Source organism: Rhizobacter terrae (genome assembly GCF_003852895.1).
In the GTDB taxonomy this organism is placed as follows: Bacteria; Pseudomonadota; Gammaproteobacteria; order Burkholderiales; family Burkholderiaceae_C; genus Albitalea; species Albitalea terrae.
Genome location: NZ_QUSW01000004.1, coordinates 611836 through 623838, shown reverse-complemented (window position 1 = coordinate 623838; position 12003 = coordinate 611836). Strand labels below are relative to the sequence as shown.

Annotated in this window: 12 protein-coding genes; 8 read left to right on the top strand and 4 right to left on the bottom strand. The window is 67.3% G+C overall.

Features of this window, described 5'->3' with window-relative positions; translation table 11 throughout:
- Positions 1–192 precede the first annotated feature (192 nt).
- Positions 193–801 carry an HAD family hydrolase gene (locus DZC73_RS17605; protein WP_124541647.1) on the top strand — a complete coding sequence of 203 codons (609 nt, stop codon included), beginning with the start codon at positions 193–195 and terminating at the stop codon, positions 799–801.
- Between the two features lie 86 nt (positions 802–887).
- Positions 888–1580 (top strand): hypothetical protein, encoded by a 693-nt coding sequence (locus tag DZC73_RS17600; protein ID WP_124541646.1) that lies wholly within the window; start codon positions 888–890, stop codon positions 1578–1580.
- A gap of 699 nt (positions 1581–2279) precedes the next feature.
- On the opposite strand, the gene DZC73_RS17595 is transcribed toward DZC73_RS17600, so the two are convergent.
- The 3 genes from DZC73_RS17595 to DZC73_RS17585 form a co-directional block, all read right to left on the bottom strand.
- Entirely contained in the window at positions 2280–2765 is a 486-nt protein-coding gene (locus tag DZC73_RS17595) for a hypothetical protein (RefSeq protein ID WP_124541645.1), read from the bottom strand.
- A gap of 179 nt (positions 2766–2944) precedes the next feature.
- Positions 2945–4366: a sensor histidine kinase gene (locus DZC73_RS17590; protein WP_124541644.1), complete on the bottom strand. Its 1422-nt coding sequence runs from the start codon at positions 4364–4366 to the stop codon at positions 2945–2947.
- Positions 4367–4374: 8 nt separating this feature from the next.
- Positions 4375–5052, bottom strand: a complete 678-nt coding sequence (locus tag DZC73_RS17585; RefSeq protein ID WP_124541643.1) for a response regulator transcription factor — start codon at positions 5050–5052, stop codon at positions 4375–4377.
- A gap of 208 nt (positions 5053–5260) precedes the next feature.
- On the opposite strand from DZC73_RS17585, the gene DZC73_RS17580 reads away from it, so the two are divergent.
- The 3 genes from DZC73_RS17580 to DZC73_RS17570 all read left to right on the top strand — a co-directional run bounded on the left by DZC73_RS17580 (position 5261) and on the right by DZC73_RS17570 (position 8338).
- Positions 5261–6217, top strand: coding sequence for a Bug family tripartite tricarboxylate transporter substrate binding protein (locus DZC73_RS17580; RefSeq protein ID WP_124541642.1), 957 nt, complete (start codon positions 5261–5263; stop codon positions 6215–6217).
- Between the two features lie 110 nt (positions 6218–6327).
- The gene (locus DZC73_RS17575) at positions 6328–6816 is read left to right on the top strand and encodes a tripartite tricarboxylate transporter TctB family protein (protein WP_124541641.1); all 489 of its coding nucleotides are present in this window, start codon (positions 6328–6330) and stop codon (positions 6814–6816) included.
- Positions 6817–6826: 10 nt separating this feature from the next.
- On the top strand, positions 6827–8338 hold the full coding sequence (locus DZC73_RS17570) for a tripartite tricarboxylate transporter permease (protein WP_124541640.1): 1512 nt from the start codon (positions 6827–6829) through the stop codon (positions 8336–8338).
- 30 nt (positions 8339–8368) lie between these two features.
- Here the strand turns inward: DZC73_RS17570 and egtD are convergent, their stop codons facing one another.
- Positions 8369–9337, bottom strand: a complete 969-nt coding sequence (gene egtD / locus DZC73_RS17565; protein WP_124541639.1) for an L-histidine N(alpha)-methyltransferase — start codon at positions 9335–9337, stop codon at positions 8369–8371.
- Between the two features lie 113 nt (positions 9338–9450).
- Here egtD and lepB point away from each other — a divergent pair, with 113 nt between their 5' ends.
- Genes lepB through dut form a run of 3 tightly spaced genes read left to right on the top strand, consistent with a single transcriptional unit; the run spans position 9451 to position 11917 of the window.
- Positions 9451–10260, top strand: coding sequence for a signal peptidase I (lepB, locus tag DZC73_RS17560; RefSeq protein ID WP_124541638.1), 810 nt, complete (start codon positions 9451–9453; stop codon positions 10258–10260).
- The gene (coaBC, locus tag DZC73_RS17555) at positions 10245–11471 is read left to right on the top strand and encodes a bifunctional phosphopantothenoylcysteine decarboxylase/phosphopantothenate--cysteine ligase CoaBC (protein WP_198414873.1); all 1227 of its coding nucleotides are present in this window, start codon (positions 10245–10247) and stop codon (positions 11469–11471) included. Before lepB ends, coaBC begins: the two co-directional genes overlap by 16 nt.
- Positions 11468–11917, top strand: a complete 450-nt coding sequence (gene dut / locus DZC73_RS17550) for a dUTP diphosphatase (RefSeq protein ID WP_124541637.1) — start codon at positions 11468–11470, stop codon at positions 11915–11917. The genes coaBC and dut overlap by 4 nt, the downstream gene beginning before the upstream one ends.
- Positions 11918–12003 lie beyond the last annotated feature (86 nt).

Sequence of the window (12003 nt, the reverse complement as noted above, 5' to 3'; positions counted from 1 at the left end):
TGACCAGCGCCAAGTGGAACGACGCGGCCAACGCGGCAGCGGGCGCCGGCGGCCTCACCGGCAACGGCGACGGCAAGACCAGCGGCACCAGCTACGGCGCTCAGGTCGAGATCTGGTTCTGATGCTGTTGGCGTGACAAGGTGTCGCCCGGGCGAAAGCCCTGGGCGCATCTTGGACGATACAGTCGGGACCATGTCCCGACCCCTCATCGCTTTGGATGCCGACGGCGTGCTCGTCGACTTCCACGTCGGCTACGCGCATGCGTGGCAACGCGCGTTCGGCCAGTTTCCGGCCGAACGCGACCCCCAGGCCTACTGGCCCATGGACCGCTGGCAGGTCGAACGGCTGGAAGGCGAACGCCTGACCCATTTCGGCCGTCATTTCGACGAGCAGTTCTGGTCCACGCTGCCAGCCATGGACGGGGCCGTCGAGGCCTGCCATCGCCTCCAGGAAGCCGGCTTCGACCTGGTGTGCGTCTCGGCCCTCGAAGCGCGTCACGAAGCCGCCCGATTGCGCAACCTGCGCGAACTGGGCTTTCCCATCGAACGGGTGCATGCCACCGGCAATGCGTCCGGCACACGCAGCCCGAAGGCCGACGCCATCGAGGCCTTGCGCCCTTTGGCCTTCGTGGACGACTACCTCCCTTACCTGCGCGGCATGCCGCCAGAAGTGCATCTGGCACTCGTCACCCGAGCGCCCAACGGCAGCCCGAACGCCGGCGAAGACCTCAGGCTCGCCCGATCCATTCACCAGGACCTGGCTGGCTTCGCTGACCACTGGTTACAGCAGCTCGCGCGATAACCGCAAGGCTTCCCCCTAGTTTGGGTGTCATCCAGAAACATTGCGCTGGCATCATCCGCGGTTTTGAATTTCGTCAGCCTGCCGTCATGAAACACCTGTCCCTGGCCGCACTCATCGTCTCCACCGTCGCACTCACGGCCTGCGGCAAGAAGCACAAGGAAGAAACGGCCGCCGCGCCGGCGCCCACGGCGACGGCACCTGCTCCGGCACCGACCCCGGCTCCTGCGCCGGCGGATGACCCCGCTGCCAAGTCCAAGGAACAGCGCGAGAAGGAGTCCAAGCAGAAGGCCCTGGACTTCGCGACCATGGAGGACAAGTACATCAACGATCCCCGCGGGCAGTGGGCCTCTGACGCGAAGGCGAGTTCGTCGTTCAGCGAAGACCCGAAGAACCCGCCGGAAGATGGCGGCAAGGTCAAGCGGGTGCTCGGGCCGGTGGACAACAAGGTCTGGACCAACAACAACCAGGACATCGGTTTTGACTGGCTGGAGACGACGTATGCGAAGCCGGTCTCGGCGACCGAAGTGCGCATCGTCTTTTCCCACGGCAATGGCGTGGATGCCGTGACCAAGCTTGAACTGCAGGACACCGACGGCAAGTGGGTCACGGTGTGGTCGGGCTTGTCCGACCAGAAGGAAGACAACCGTGGTGACCGGACCTGGTTCGTGAAGACCTTCGACAAGACGCCATACAAGGTGAAGGCCGTCAAGTTCACCATCGCCAACAATGTGCACACTGGGTACAAGGAAGTCGATGCGGTGCAGCTGGTGGGTGACTGAGCTTCTTCCTTTCGCCCTCTGAATGCAGCCGGGTGGCCGTTTGGCCCCTCGGCTGTTTTCTTTTGGGCGGCTGTGTGCTTTTTGCCTCCGTCGGGTGGTTCCGCGGCAGGCGGCATGGGCCAGGGGCTGCGGCTGTGGCGGTCGGCGCGGAGCGCCGACTGCGCTGTGCTGCTCGCACCGAGGGGTGCACGGGGAAACTCCCGCCGCGCCCCTGCGGTGCGCTGTGGTCAAACAGTCCCCGTGAGTATGAGGACGAAGCGTGCTGCGCACGCCACCCCTCGGTGCTGCGCTGCTCGCCGCCACAGACGCAGCCCCTGGCCCATGCCGCCTGCCGCTCAAGTGACGTGAGGTTGGCTCGACGAGAAAACCCAGTGCCGCAATAGCAAAGGCGTGGGTGGGCTGGCTGGGGCGCGCATCAGGAAGCGGCGAGGAGCGCAGGGCTTGTGGTCGCGCGCGCAGCGCGCTTCGTCCTCATACTCGGCGAGACTGTTTGAGCGTAAGGCACCGAAGGGGCCTGAAGCGAGTTTCTCGCCGGACCACAAGCCCGAGCACCGCAGCGAAGTCGGCGCAACGCGCCGACCGCTTCCGCCGCGCGCCCCAGCCAGCCCACCCACGCCTTTGCCCCACCGAATCAGCAGCACAAAAGCAGAAGGGCCAGGCATTCAATGCCTGGCCCTTCACACGTGCAACAAGAAAGGCTTACTTCCCAGTCGCGGCCTTCACATCCGCCTGGCCTTCGGCCTTGACTGCATCGGTCTTGGCCTTCGCTTCGGCCTTGTCGGCACCAGCTTCGACCTTGGTCTTCGCGACCTTCTTGTCGGCCTTGATGCTCTTCTTGGCGGCCTTCTCGTCGGCCTGCGCGTCGGTCTTCTCGGCCTTGGCTTCGGCCTTCACCTTGTCGTCGGCATCGGCCTTCGCAACCTTTTCATGCGCCTTGGCCTTTTTCTTCGACGCATCGGCCTTTGCATCCGCCTTGGTTTCGGTGGCCTTGGCATCGGCCTTCGTCACCTTGGCATCCGCCTTCGCGTCGACCTTGGCTTCCTTGGCCTTGGCATCGGCGGTGGCCTTCTCGGCCTTGGCTTCAGCCTTGACCACCGCGGGGCTCGATGCCGCGGGCGCGGCGGTCTGTGCCATGGCCACGGAGGCAAAGAAACCAGCGATCAGGGTGGCGAGCAATTTGTTCATACGGTCCTGCTTCAGTAGTTGGGAAATGCGCGACCGGTTTGTCGGCCGTGCATCCACAACGGGCGCTGACCTTCGTCGTTGACCATGCAAGCATGCTGTTCTCGTTGCAGTGGTCATCAGTTGTTAACAAGTCATCGCGGGCACGTCGATTGCCGTTCAACACGACACGCCCGCGTTTGTCATGCTCCACTTTTTGTAGCGGCCAGCGGCAAGCGGACGATTGCATCGAGCCCGCCCACGCGGCCTTGTTCGTGCCGGTTCACGAGCTCGATGCTTCCGCCGTGCCGGTCGCAGACATCGCGGCAGATTGCAAGTCCGAGTCCGCTGCCGGTGGTGGGATGGCCGGTGCGGAACGGCTCGAACAGGTGCTCGCGCTGTGTCTCGCTCAGGCCCGGCCCGCTGTCGCGAACGCGCAGCAGCGCATCGTGCGCCTCTTCGGCCACCAGGATGCTCAGGGCGCCATGTTCGGGTGTCTCGCGCAAGGCGTTGTGCAGCAGGTTGCGCGTGAGCTCGCGAAGCATCCACTCATGGCCTAGCACCATCACCGGTGAGTCGGCATGCAGCTCGAAGTCCAGGGCCTTCTCTCCGATGAGCGGCGACAGGTCCAGCGCGACCTCGCGCGCGATCTCGCTGAGGTCCACCGGTGCCGGCGCGTCCTGCCCGTGAACCTGCTCGACCTTCGCGAGCGCCAGCATCTGGTTGGCCAGGCGGATGGCGCGGTCCACCGTCTCGTGCATCTGCGCCAGCGTGGCGCGTGCATCCGCATGGCCCGACAAGCCGTTTTGTGCCTGTGCCTTCAGCACAGCCAGCGGCGTGCGCAACTGGTGCGAGGCGTCGCGCACGAACTGGCGCTGGTGGCCCACCATGCGCAGCACGCGCTGCATCAGCTCGTTGATGGCGCCCACGACCGGATGCAGCTCGGTGGGCAGGCCCGGTGTGGTCACGGGCGACAGGTCGCGCTCGCCGCGTTGCAGCACTTCGCGGCGCAGGTCGTTCACCGGGCGCAACGCACGCGCGACCACCAGCCAGGCCACGCCGCCCACGATGGCAATGAGCAGCGCGCCGCGCAGCAAGGTGTCCAGCAGCAGTCCGCGCGCCAGCGTCTCTCGCACCTCCAGCGTCTCGGCCACCTGGATCAGCGCCACGCCGCGCAGGCTCTGGCCTGACACCGGCTGGTAGAGCGCGGCCATGCGCACCCGCTCGCCGCGGAACTCGCCGTCGTAGAAGTCCACGAGCGCGGCGTATTCGTTTCGCTGCGGCATTTGCCGCGTGTAGGCGGGCAGGTCTTCGTAGCCCGAGAGGAACTCGCCCTTGAAGCCGCTGATGCGGTAGTACATGCGGCCGTTGTTGGCGGCATCGAAGATGTCCAGCGCGGCGAAGGGCAGGTCCACCTTCAGCGTCTCGCCGTCGGCCTGGAGCAGCTCGCCGATGTAGCGCGCCGAGGCCAGCAGAGATCGGTCGTAGGCGATGTTGATGGAGTGCAGCGCACGCCGGTAGCTGCCCACCGCATCGACGGCCACGAACAGCGTGATGGGCAGCACGATGCCTGCGAGCAGATAGCGCGCCAGCGAATGCGAGCGCCGTGTGCCGTTCGATGGCATCCGCGCCCTCAAGCCTTGGTGTCTTCGCGCAGCAGGTAGCCCAGGCCGCGCAGCGTGATGAGCGACACGCCCGAGCCCGCCAGCTTCTTGCGCAGGCGGTAGGCCACGACCTCCACCGCCTCGAACTGGATGTCCTGCTCCATCGGGAACACCAGGCGGAACAGCTTTTCCTTGGCGACCGCATGGCCAGGCTTGGCGATCAGCGCCTTCAGCAAGGCCTGCTCGCGCGGCGTGACCTCCAGCGGCTTGCCGCCCAGGTAGAACGCGCCGGAGTCGCGCTCCAGCGTGAGCGGGCCGCAGGACTGGTTCGTCTCGTCGTCACGTCCCGCACGGCGGCGCAGCAGGGCGCGCACGCGAGCTTCAAGCTCATCGAGATCGAAGGGCTTGGCGAGGTAGTCATCCGCGCCGGCGTTGAGGCCCAGCACACGGTCGCCCACCGCGCCGCGTGCGGTCAGCACGAGGATGGGCACCGCGATGCCTTCGGTGCGCGCCTTGTGCAGCACCTGGAGCCCGTCCATGCCGGGCAGGGTGAGGTCCAGCAAGGCTGCATCGGGCGGGTAGTGCCGCAGGCGCTGCAGCGCCTCGCCGCCATCGCCGCAATGCGTCACCTCGAAGCCACGGCGTTCCAGCGCGAGCTGGAGCGCTTGCGCCATTGCCACGTCGTCTTCCACCAGCAGCAGTTTCATGGGCACGCAGTGTGCCCCCTGCGCGAAGCCCATGGCATGGGGGTCTTGCCCCGGTCGCGCGAGCCTGACAGGCACCTGACAGCCGTGGCGATAGCCTTTGACAGCCCGTTGACAGCTTCGACCGCGGGGCTGCGGGTTGCCCCGAAGCCTTGATCATTCATCGCGCGGCACCATGCCTCATCCCTTCCGAAACACAGGAGACAACTCGATGCGTCGACTCGCGCTCAAGGCACTCGCACTTCCCCTCGTGCTGGCCGCGTTTTCGTTCAACGCGCAGGCCGCAGAGAACTACAAGATCATGATCGGCGCCAACCCCGGCGGCGGCTACGACCAGGCCGGACGCGGCATTGGCAAGGCCATGCAGGAAGCAGGGTTGGCCGGCAGCGTCACCTATGAGAACAAGGGCGGCGCCGGCGGCACCATCGGTCTGGCGCAGTTCGTCAATTCTTCGAAGGGCGACCCGACCGCCATGGTGGTGGTGGGTGGCGTGATGGTGGGCGCCATCGTGCAGAACAAGCCGCCCATCAACCTGTCCAACGCGACCCCCGTCGCGCGCCTGATGGCCGAGTACAACGTGTTCGTGGTGCCGGCCAACTCGCCGCTGAAGACCATGCACGACGTGGTCGAGCAGATGAAGAAGGACCCCGCCAGCGTGAAGTGGGGCGGTGGCTCCAAGGGCTCCATCGACCACCTGAGCGTGGCCATGATCGCCCGTGAAGCCGGCGTGGACGTGGCCAAGGTCAACTACGTGCCCTTCAAGGGCGGCGGCGAGGCCACTGCGGCCGTGCTGGGCGGCCACGTGACCGTGGGCACCAGCGGCTGGGCCGAACTCCAGGAGTTCATCACCACCGGCAAGATGCGCGCGATCGCCATCACCTCGCCGCAGCGCGTGAAGGGCGTGAACGTGCCCACGCTGAAAGAGCAGGGCGTGAACGTGGAGATCGGCAACTGGCGCGGCCTGTACGCAGCGCCCGGCATCACGCCTGACCAGCGCAAGGCTCTCGAGGCCGCGGTGACGAAGGCCACCAAGACCAAGAGCTGGACTGAAACGCTGGAGAAGAACAGCTGGTCGCCTGCGTTGCTGACCGGCCCCGACTTCGAGAAATTCGTGGACGAAGACCATGCACGCATCCGGGCTCTGATGGCCAAGTTGGGCATGGTGTGATCAACCCCGTTCCGACGGCGGCGTGAGGGGCCCTGGGACGACGCGGCGCGGCCCGACCAGGCCGCGCCGCGTTTTTTCTTTCGGGGCCGTGAGGCAATAGGAGTAAACACATGAAGAACCGGGGATTCCTGGGTATCGGCGCGGGCATCGTGCTCATCGCCATGCTGTTGGCCGTTGGGGCCACGCAGATTCCGTCGGATGCAGGCTATGCGGGCGCAGGCCCGAACTTCCTGCCGTGGGTGGTGTCCGCCGCGATGGCGCTGGTGGGCGTGCTGCTCATCGTCAGCGCGCTGCGCGCCAAGGACGATCTGGTGAGCGTGCCGGATTTCCCGCCGCGCTGGCGTGCGGTGGCGTGGGTGTCGCTCGGGCTCATCCTGAATGCCGCGCTCATCGAGCACATCGGCTTCGTCGGGTCCTGCGCCGTGCTGTTCGCGCTCGCGGCGCGAGGCTTTCGCGTCGGGTCGGACCAGAAGCCCACGCTGGTGATGCTGGTGCAGGACCTGGGCATCGGCGCCGCGATCAGCGCGCCCGTGTTCTGGCTGTTCACCAAGGTGCTGCACGTGAGCCTGCCTGCGCTCATCACCGGCGGCTGGATCTGAGGACGACGACATGGACATCTGGACCCAGCTCCTGCACGGCTTCGCCACGGCGGCGACGCCCATCAACCTCCTGTGGGCCTTCGTGGGCTGCATGGTCGGCACGGCCGTCGGCGTGCTGCCGGGCATCGGCCCCGCGCTTACCGTGGCGATGCTGCTGCCCATGACCTCGCAGGTGGAACCCACCGCCTCGATGATCATGTTCGCCGGCATCTACTACGGTGCCATGTACGGCGGCTCGACCACCTCCATCCTGCTGAACACCCCGGGCGAGACCGCCTCGATGGTGACCGCGCTGGAGGGCAACCTCATGGCCAAGCACGGCCGGGCAGGGGCGGCGCTGGCCACCTCGGCGATCGGCTCGTTCTTCGCCGGCACCATCGCCACCGTGCTGCTGACGCTGTTCGCGCCGTGGCTGGCGGAGGTCGCCTTGCGCTTCGGCCCGCCCGAGTACTTCGCGCTGATGGTGCTGGCCTTCATCACCGTGTCGGCGGTGCTGGGCTCCAGCGTGCTGCGCGGCATGACCTCGCTGCTGCTGGGCCTGGCAATCGGGCTGATCGGCATCGACGAGATCTCGGGCACGGCGCGCTACACGCTGGGCATTCCCGAGCTGGTCGACCGCATCGAAGTGACGCTGATGGCCGTGGGCCTGTTCGCGGTGGGCGAGGCGCTGTACTTCGGCCTCTTCGAAGGCCGGGTGGCCGAGACCACCAACAAGATGACCAGCCTGTACATGACCCGCCAGGACTGGAAGCGCTCGTGGCCGGCGTGGCTGCGCGGCACCTTGCTCGGCTTCCCCTTCGGCACGGTGCCCGCGGGCGGCACGGAGATCCCGACCTTCCTGTCCTACGCGACCGAGAAGAAGCTGTCCAAGCACAAGGAAGAGTTCGGCACGGTGGGGGCGATCGAAGGCGTGGCAGGCCCCGAGGCCGCCAACAACGCGACGGCCGCGGGCGTGCTGGTGCCGCTGCTGACGCTGGGCATTCCCACCTCGACCACCGCGGCCATCTTGCTGTCGGCCTTCCAGAACTACGGCATCACCACCGGGCCGCAGCTGTTCCAGACGTCCAGCGCCCTGGTGTGGGCGCTGATCGCCTCGCTGTACATCGGCAACGTGATGCTGCTCATCCTCAACCTGCCGCTGGTGGGCCTGTGGGTGAAGCTGCTGAAGATCCCGCGCCACTGGCTGTATGCGGGCATCCTGGTGTTCGCCACGGTGGGCGTGTACGGCATGCGGCAATCGGCCTTCGACCTGTACCTGCTCTACGGCATCGGCCTGATGGGCGTGCTGATGCGGCGCTTCGACTTCCCGACCGCGCCGGTGATCGTGGGCATGATCCTCGGGCCCATGGCCGAGGCGCAGTTCCGCAACGCCATGTCCATCGGCGAGGGCAAGCTGTCGGTGTTCATCGAACGCCCGCTGTCGGCCTCGGTGCTGCTGCTGTGCGTGCTGGTGATCGCCCTGCCGGTCGTGCTGCGCAGGCGAGCGGCGAAGGCTGAAGCGGTGGCCGTGGCGACGACTTGATCGTCGCGCGACGGCGTCGCGGGCCAGGCGTCAAGCCTGGGCCCGCGCCCAGAACAGCGCGAACCACCCATCTGCCGACGCCCAGTGCTTCACGGACCGGAACCCGGCCCGCTCCAAGGCGTGCGTGAACGAAGGCACCGTGTACTTGTACGAGTTCTCGGTGTGCAGCTTCTCGCCGCGCTCGAAGCGCCTTGAGCCCGTGCTCCACGACACGCTCAGCGCCTCGCGGGCCTCCAGGTGCATCTCGATGCGCGACTCGCGCTGGTTGAAGAACGCCAGGTGACGCCACTGGCGCGGGTCGAAGTCCGTTCCGGCCGCGCGGTTGAGGTTGCGCAACAGGTTCAGGTTGAAGGCCGCCGTCACGCCCAGCGCGTCGTCGTAGGCGGCTTCCAGCACCTCGCGCGGCTTGACCAGGTCCACGCCGATGAGCAGCCCGCCGCCCGAGGCCTGTGCACGGATGCCGTGCAGGAACGACGAGGCCTCGGCCGGCGTGAAGTTGCCGATGCTGGAGCCGGGGTAGAAGAACACCGGCCGGTCCGCGGCGCTCAGCACGCCTTCGGGCAGCGCCGGCGAGCGCGAGAAGTCCAGCCCGAGGCCGAGGATGTCCAGGGCGGGATGCTCCCCCTGCAGCTTGCGCAGCGCATCGCGCAGGTAGTCCGCGGAGATGTCCACCGCCACGTAGCGCGAGGGCATCAGCAGGGGCAGCAGCCGTGCCGCCTTCGCGCAGTTGCCCGCGCCCAGGTCGATGAAGGTGGACCCATGGCCGATCTCGTCGGCCATGGCCTGCCCATGCGCCGTGAAGATGGCCGCCTCGGTGCGGGTCGGGTAGTACTCCGGCAGTTCGGTGATCGCATCGAACAGGTGCGAGCCCAGCCGGTCGTAGAAATGCTTGGGCGAGGCCTGCGCCGGCATGCGCGAGAGGCCGGCGACGACGTCCTCCCGTTCGTCATGCGAATCGCTTCGGTGTGTCTGGATGAAATGCGGCGTGTGTCGTGTCATCTCGGCCCCGGACTGTTGGATTCTGGCCATCTTGCCCGGCCGCGGTAGCCCTTGCGAGGGCAGGGCTGCGAACGGACATAATCGCGCCACCCCGGTTGTCCGTCGTCCGCCACATGCAATCCGTGAAGATCGGCTTCTCGATCAACGAAATCCTCTTCCTCATCTCGCTCGCCACCGGGCTGTGCTGGCTGGCCTGGCGCATCAAGCTGCGCCGCATGCCGGCGCCGCCTGTGCGCAAGCCGCTGTGGGTCACCTTCGGTTCCGAGCTCTTCGTGGTGGTGGCGCTGATGTTCACCTGCCGCATCGCGGTGGCCGACTGGCCCAAGGTGCCCTCCGGCTCGATGGAGCCGACCCTGCGGGTGGGCGACTACCTGCTGGTGAACCACCTGGCCTATGGCCCGCGCCTGCCCTTCACCAACACCGCCATCGAGATGGGCAAGCCGCAGCGTGGCGACGTGGTGGTGTTCCGCTACCCGCCCGACGTGTCGCAGTTCTACGTGAAGCGGCTGGTGGGCCTGCCCGGCGACAAGGTGGTGTTCAAGGACGGCGCGGTCAGCGTCAACGGCGAGCCCTTCGACGTGCAGGTGCTGGGCGACGGCACCGAGCCGGAGGACCGCGGCCAGGTGCTGGTGCGCGAGACCTCGGCGGGCAAGACCCGCACCCTGAAGATCCACCCGTTCTACCAGGGGACGGCGCCGCTGAACATGGCCGTTCCCGAGTTGCGCGACAACTGCTCCACCGAGCGGCCGGGCCTGTGGGAATGCACCGTGCCCCAGGGGCGGTACCTGATGCTGGGCGACAACCGCGACAACTCCGCCGACTCCCGGGTGTGGGGCTTCGCGCCGCACGAAGAGATCTACGGCAAGGCGGTGCGCGTGCTCATCAACTTCTCGGACCTCAAGCGCGCATGGACAGCCTTGTGAGCACGCCCCTGGACCTCGCCGGCCGGCACATCGTGCTGGGCCTGTCGGGCGGCATCGCCTGCTACAAGGCGGCCGAACTCACGCGCGAGCTGGTCAAGGCCGGCGCGACGGTGCAGGTGGTGATGACCGAGGCCGCCGAGCACTTCATCACCCCGGTGACGATGCAGGCGCTGTCCAACCGCAATGTCTACGCCAGCCAGTGGGATGCGCGCGAGCCCAACAGCATGGCGCACATCAACCTCACCCGCGAGGCGGATGCGGTGCTGGTGGCGCCGGCCAGCGCCGACTTCCTGGCCAGGCTGGTGCATGGCGCGGCCGATGACCTGCTCAGCCTGATGTGCCTGGCGCGGCCCATCGGTACCTGCCCCCTGCTCGTGGCGCCGGCCATGAACCGCGAGATGTGGGCGCACCCTGCCACGCAGCGCAACCTGAAGCAGCTCATCGCCGATGGCACCACCATCCTCGGCCCCGGTGCCGGCGACCAGGCCTGCGGCGAGATCGGCGATGGCCGCATGCTGGAGCCCGAGGAACTGCGCGACGAGATGATCGCGTTCTTCCAGCCCAAGACGCTGCGCGGCAAGCGCATGCTGATCACCGCGGGCCCGACCTTCGAGGCCATCGACCCGGTGCGCGGCATCACCAACCTGTCCAGCGGCAAGATGGGCTTTGCCATCGCCCGCGCCGCGCAGGAGGCGGGTGCCGACGTGACGCTGGTGGCCGGCCCCGTGCACCTGCCCACGCCGCGCGGCGTGCGCCGCATCGACGTGCGCTCGGCCCAGCAGATGTACGACGCGGTGCTGCCTTCGGCGGCCTTGAATGACGTGTTCGTCGCCACCGCGGCCGTGGCCGACTGGCGGCCAGCGTCGCTGTCCGACCACAAGATCAAGAAGGACGGCAACAAGGTCGCGCCGACCTTCGAGCTGACTGAAAACCCCGACATCCTCGCTGCGGTCGCGAAGCTGCCCAACCGCCCCTATTGCGTGGGCTTCGCCGCCGAGAGCCACGACCTGCTCAAGCACGCGCAGGAGAAGCTGGTGCGCAAGAACGTGCCGCTCATCGTGGGCAACCTGGGGCCTGCCACCTTCGGGCGCGACGACAACGCGCTGATGCTGGTGGATGTCCAGGGCCACCGCGAGCTGCCGCAGGCCGACAAGCGCACGCTGGCGCGGCAACTGATCGAAGAGATTTCCAAGCGCCTGAGCCATTCATGACCCGAATCGACGTCAAGATCCTCGACCCCCGCATGGCCGACCAGATGCCGGCCTACGCCACCCCCGGCAGTGCCGGCCTGGACCTGCGCGCCTGCCTCGATGCGCCCCTGGTGCTGGAACCCGGCCAGTCGCAGCTCATCCCCACCGGCCTGTCCATCCACATCGGCGACCCGGGGCTGGCCGCCATGATCCTTCCCCGTTCGGGCCTGGGCCACAAGCACGGCATCGTCCTCGGGAACCTCGTGGGCCTCATTGACTCCGACTACCAGGGCCCGCTGATGGTCAGCTGCTGGAACCGCGGCAGCACGGCCTTCACGGTGCAGCCCCTGGAGCGCATTGCGCAGCTGGTGATCGTGCCGGTGGTGCAGGCCAGCTTCCAGGTGGTGACGGAGTTCGGCGCCTCCGAGCGCGGCGAGGGCGGGTTCGGGTCCACCGGCAAGCACTGAAACCGCCGTCCGGAAAGCGGCAATTCCTGGCGAATGCCGCGCTGACCGGCGCGACAATTGGTTACCCCCGGGTTTTGCGCAACATG

Excerpts from the sequence above, each read along its gene's own strand:
- lepB (WP_124541638.1), top strand. The coding sequence starts at position 9,451 with ATGCAATCCGTGAAGATCGGCTTCTCGATCAACGAAATCCTCTTCCTC.
- dut (WP_124541637.1), top strand. The coding sequence starts at position 11,468 with ATGACCCGAATCGACGTCAAGATCCTCGACCCCCGCATGGCCGACCAG.
- DZC73_RS17585 (WP_124541643.1), bottom strand. The coding sequence starts at position 5,052 with ATGAAACTGCTGCTGGTGGAAGACGACGTGGCAATGGCGCAAGCGCTC.
- DZC73_RS17600 (WP_124541646.1), top strand. The coding sequence starts at position 888 with ATGAAACACCTGTCCCTGGCCGCACTCATCGTCTCCACCGTCGCACTC.
- egtD (WP_124541639.1), bottom strand. The coding sequence starts at position 9,337 with ATGACACGACACACGCCGCATTTCATCCAGACACACCGAAGCGATTCG.
- DZC73_RS17605 (WP_124541647.1), top strand. The coding sequence starts at position 193 with ATGTCCCGACCCCTCATCGCTTTGGATGCCGACGGCGTGCTCGTCGAC.
- DZC73_RS17580 (WP_124541642.1), top strand. The coding sequence starts at position 5,261 with ATGCGTCGACTCGCGCTCAAGGCACTCGCACTTCCCCTCGTGCTGGCC.
- coaBC (WP_198414873.1), top strand. The coding sequence starts at position 10,245 with ATGGACAGCCTTGTGAGCACGCCCCTGGACCTCGCCGGCCGGCACATC.
- DZC73_RS17570 (WP_124541640.1), top strand. The coding sequence starts at position 6,827 with ATGGACATCTGGACCCAGCTCCTGCACGGCTTCGCCACGGCGGCGACG.
- DZC73_RS17590 (WP_124541644.1), bottom strand. The coding sequence starts at position 4,366 with ATGCCATCGAACGGCACACGGCGCTCGCATTCGCTGGCGCGCTATCTG.
- DZC73_RS17595 (WP_124541645.1), bottom strand. The coding sequence starts at position 2,765 with ATGAACAAATTGCTCGCCACCCTGATCGCTGGTTTCTTTGCCTCCGTG.
- DZC73_RS17575 (WP_124541641.1), top strand. The coding sequence starts at position 6,328 with ATGAAGAACCGGGGATTCCTGGGTATCGGCGCGGGCATCGTGCTCATC.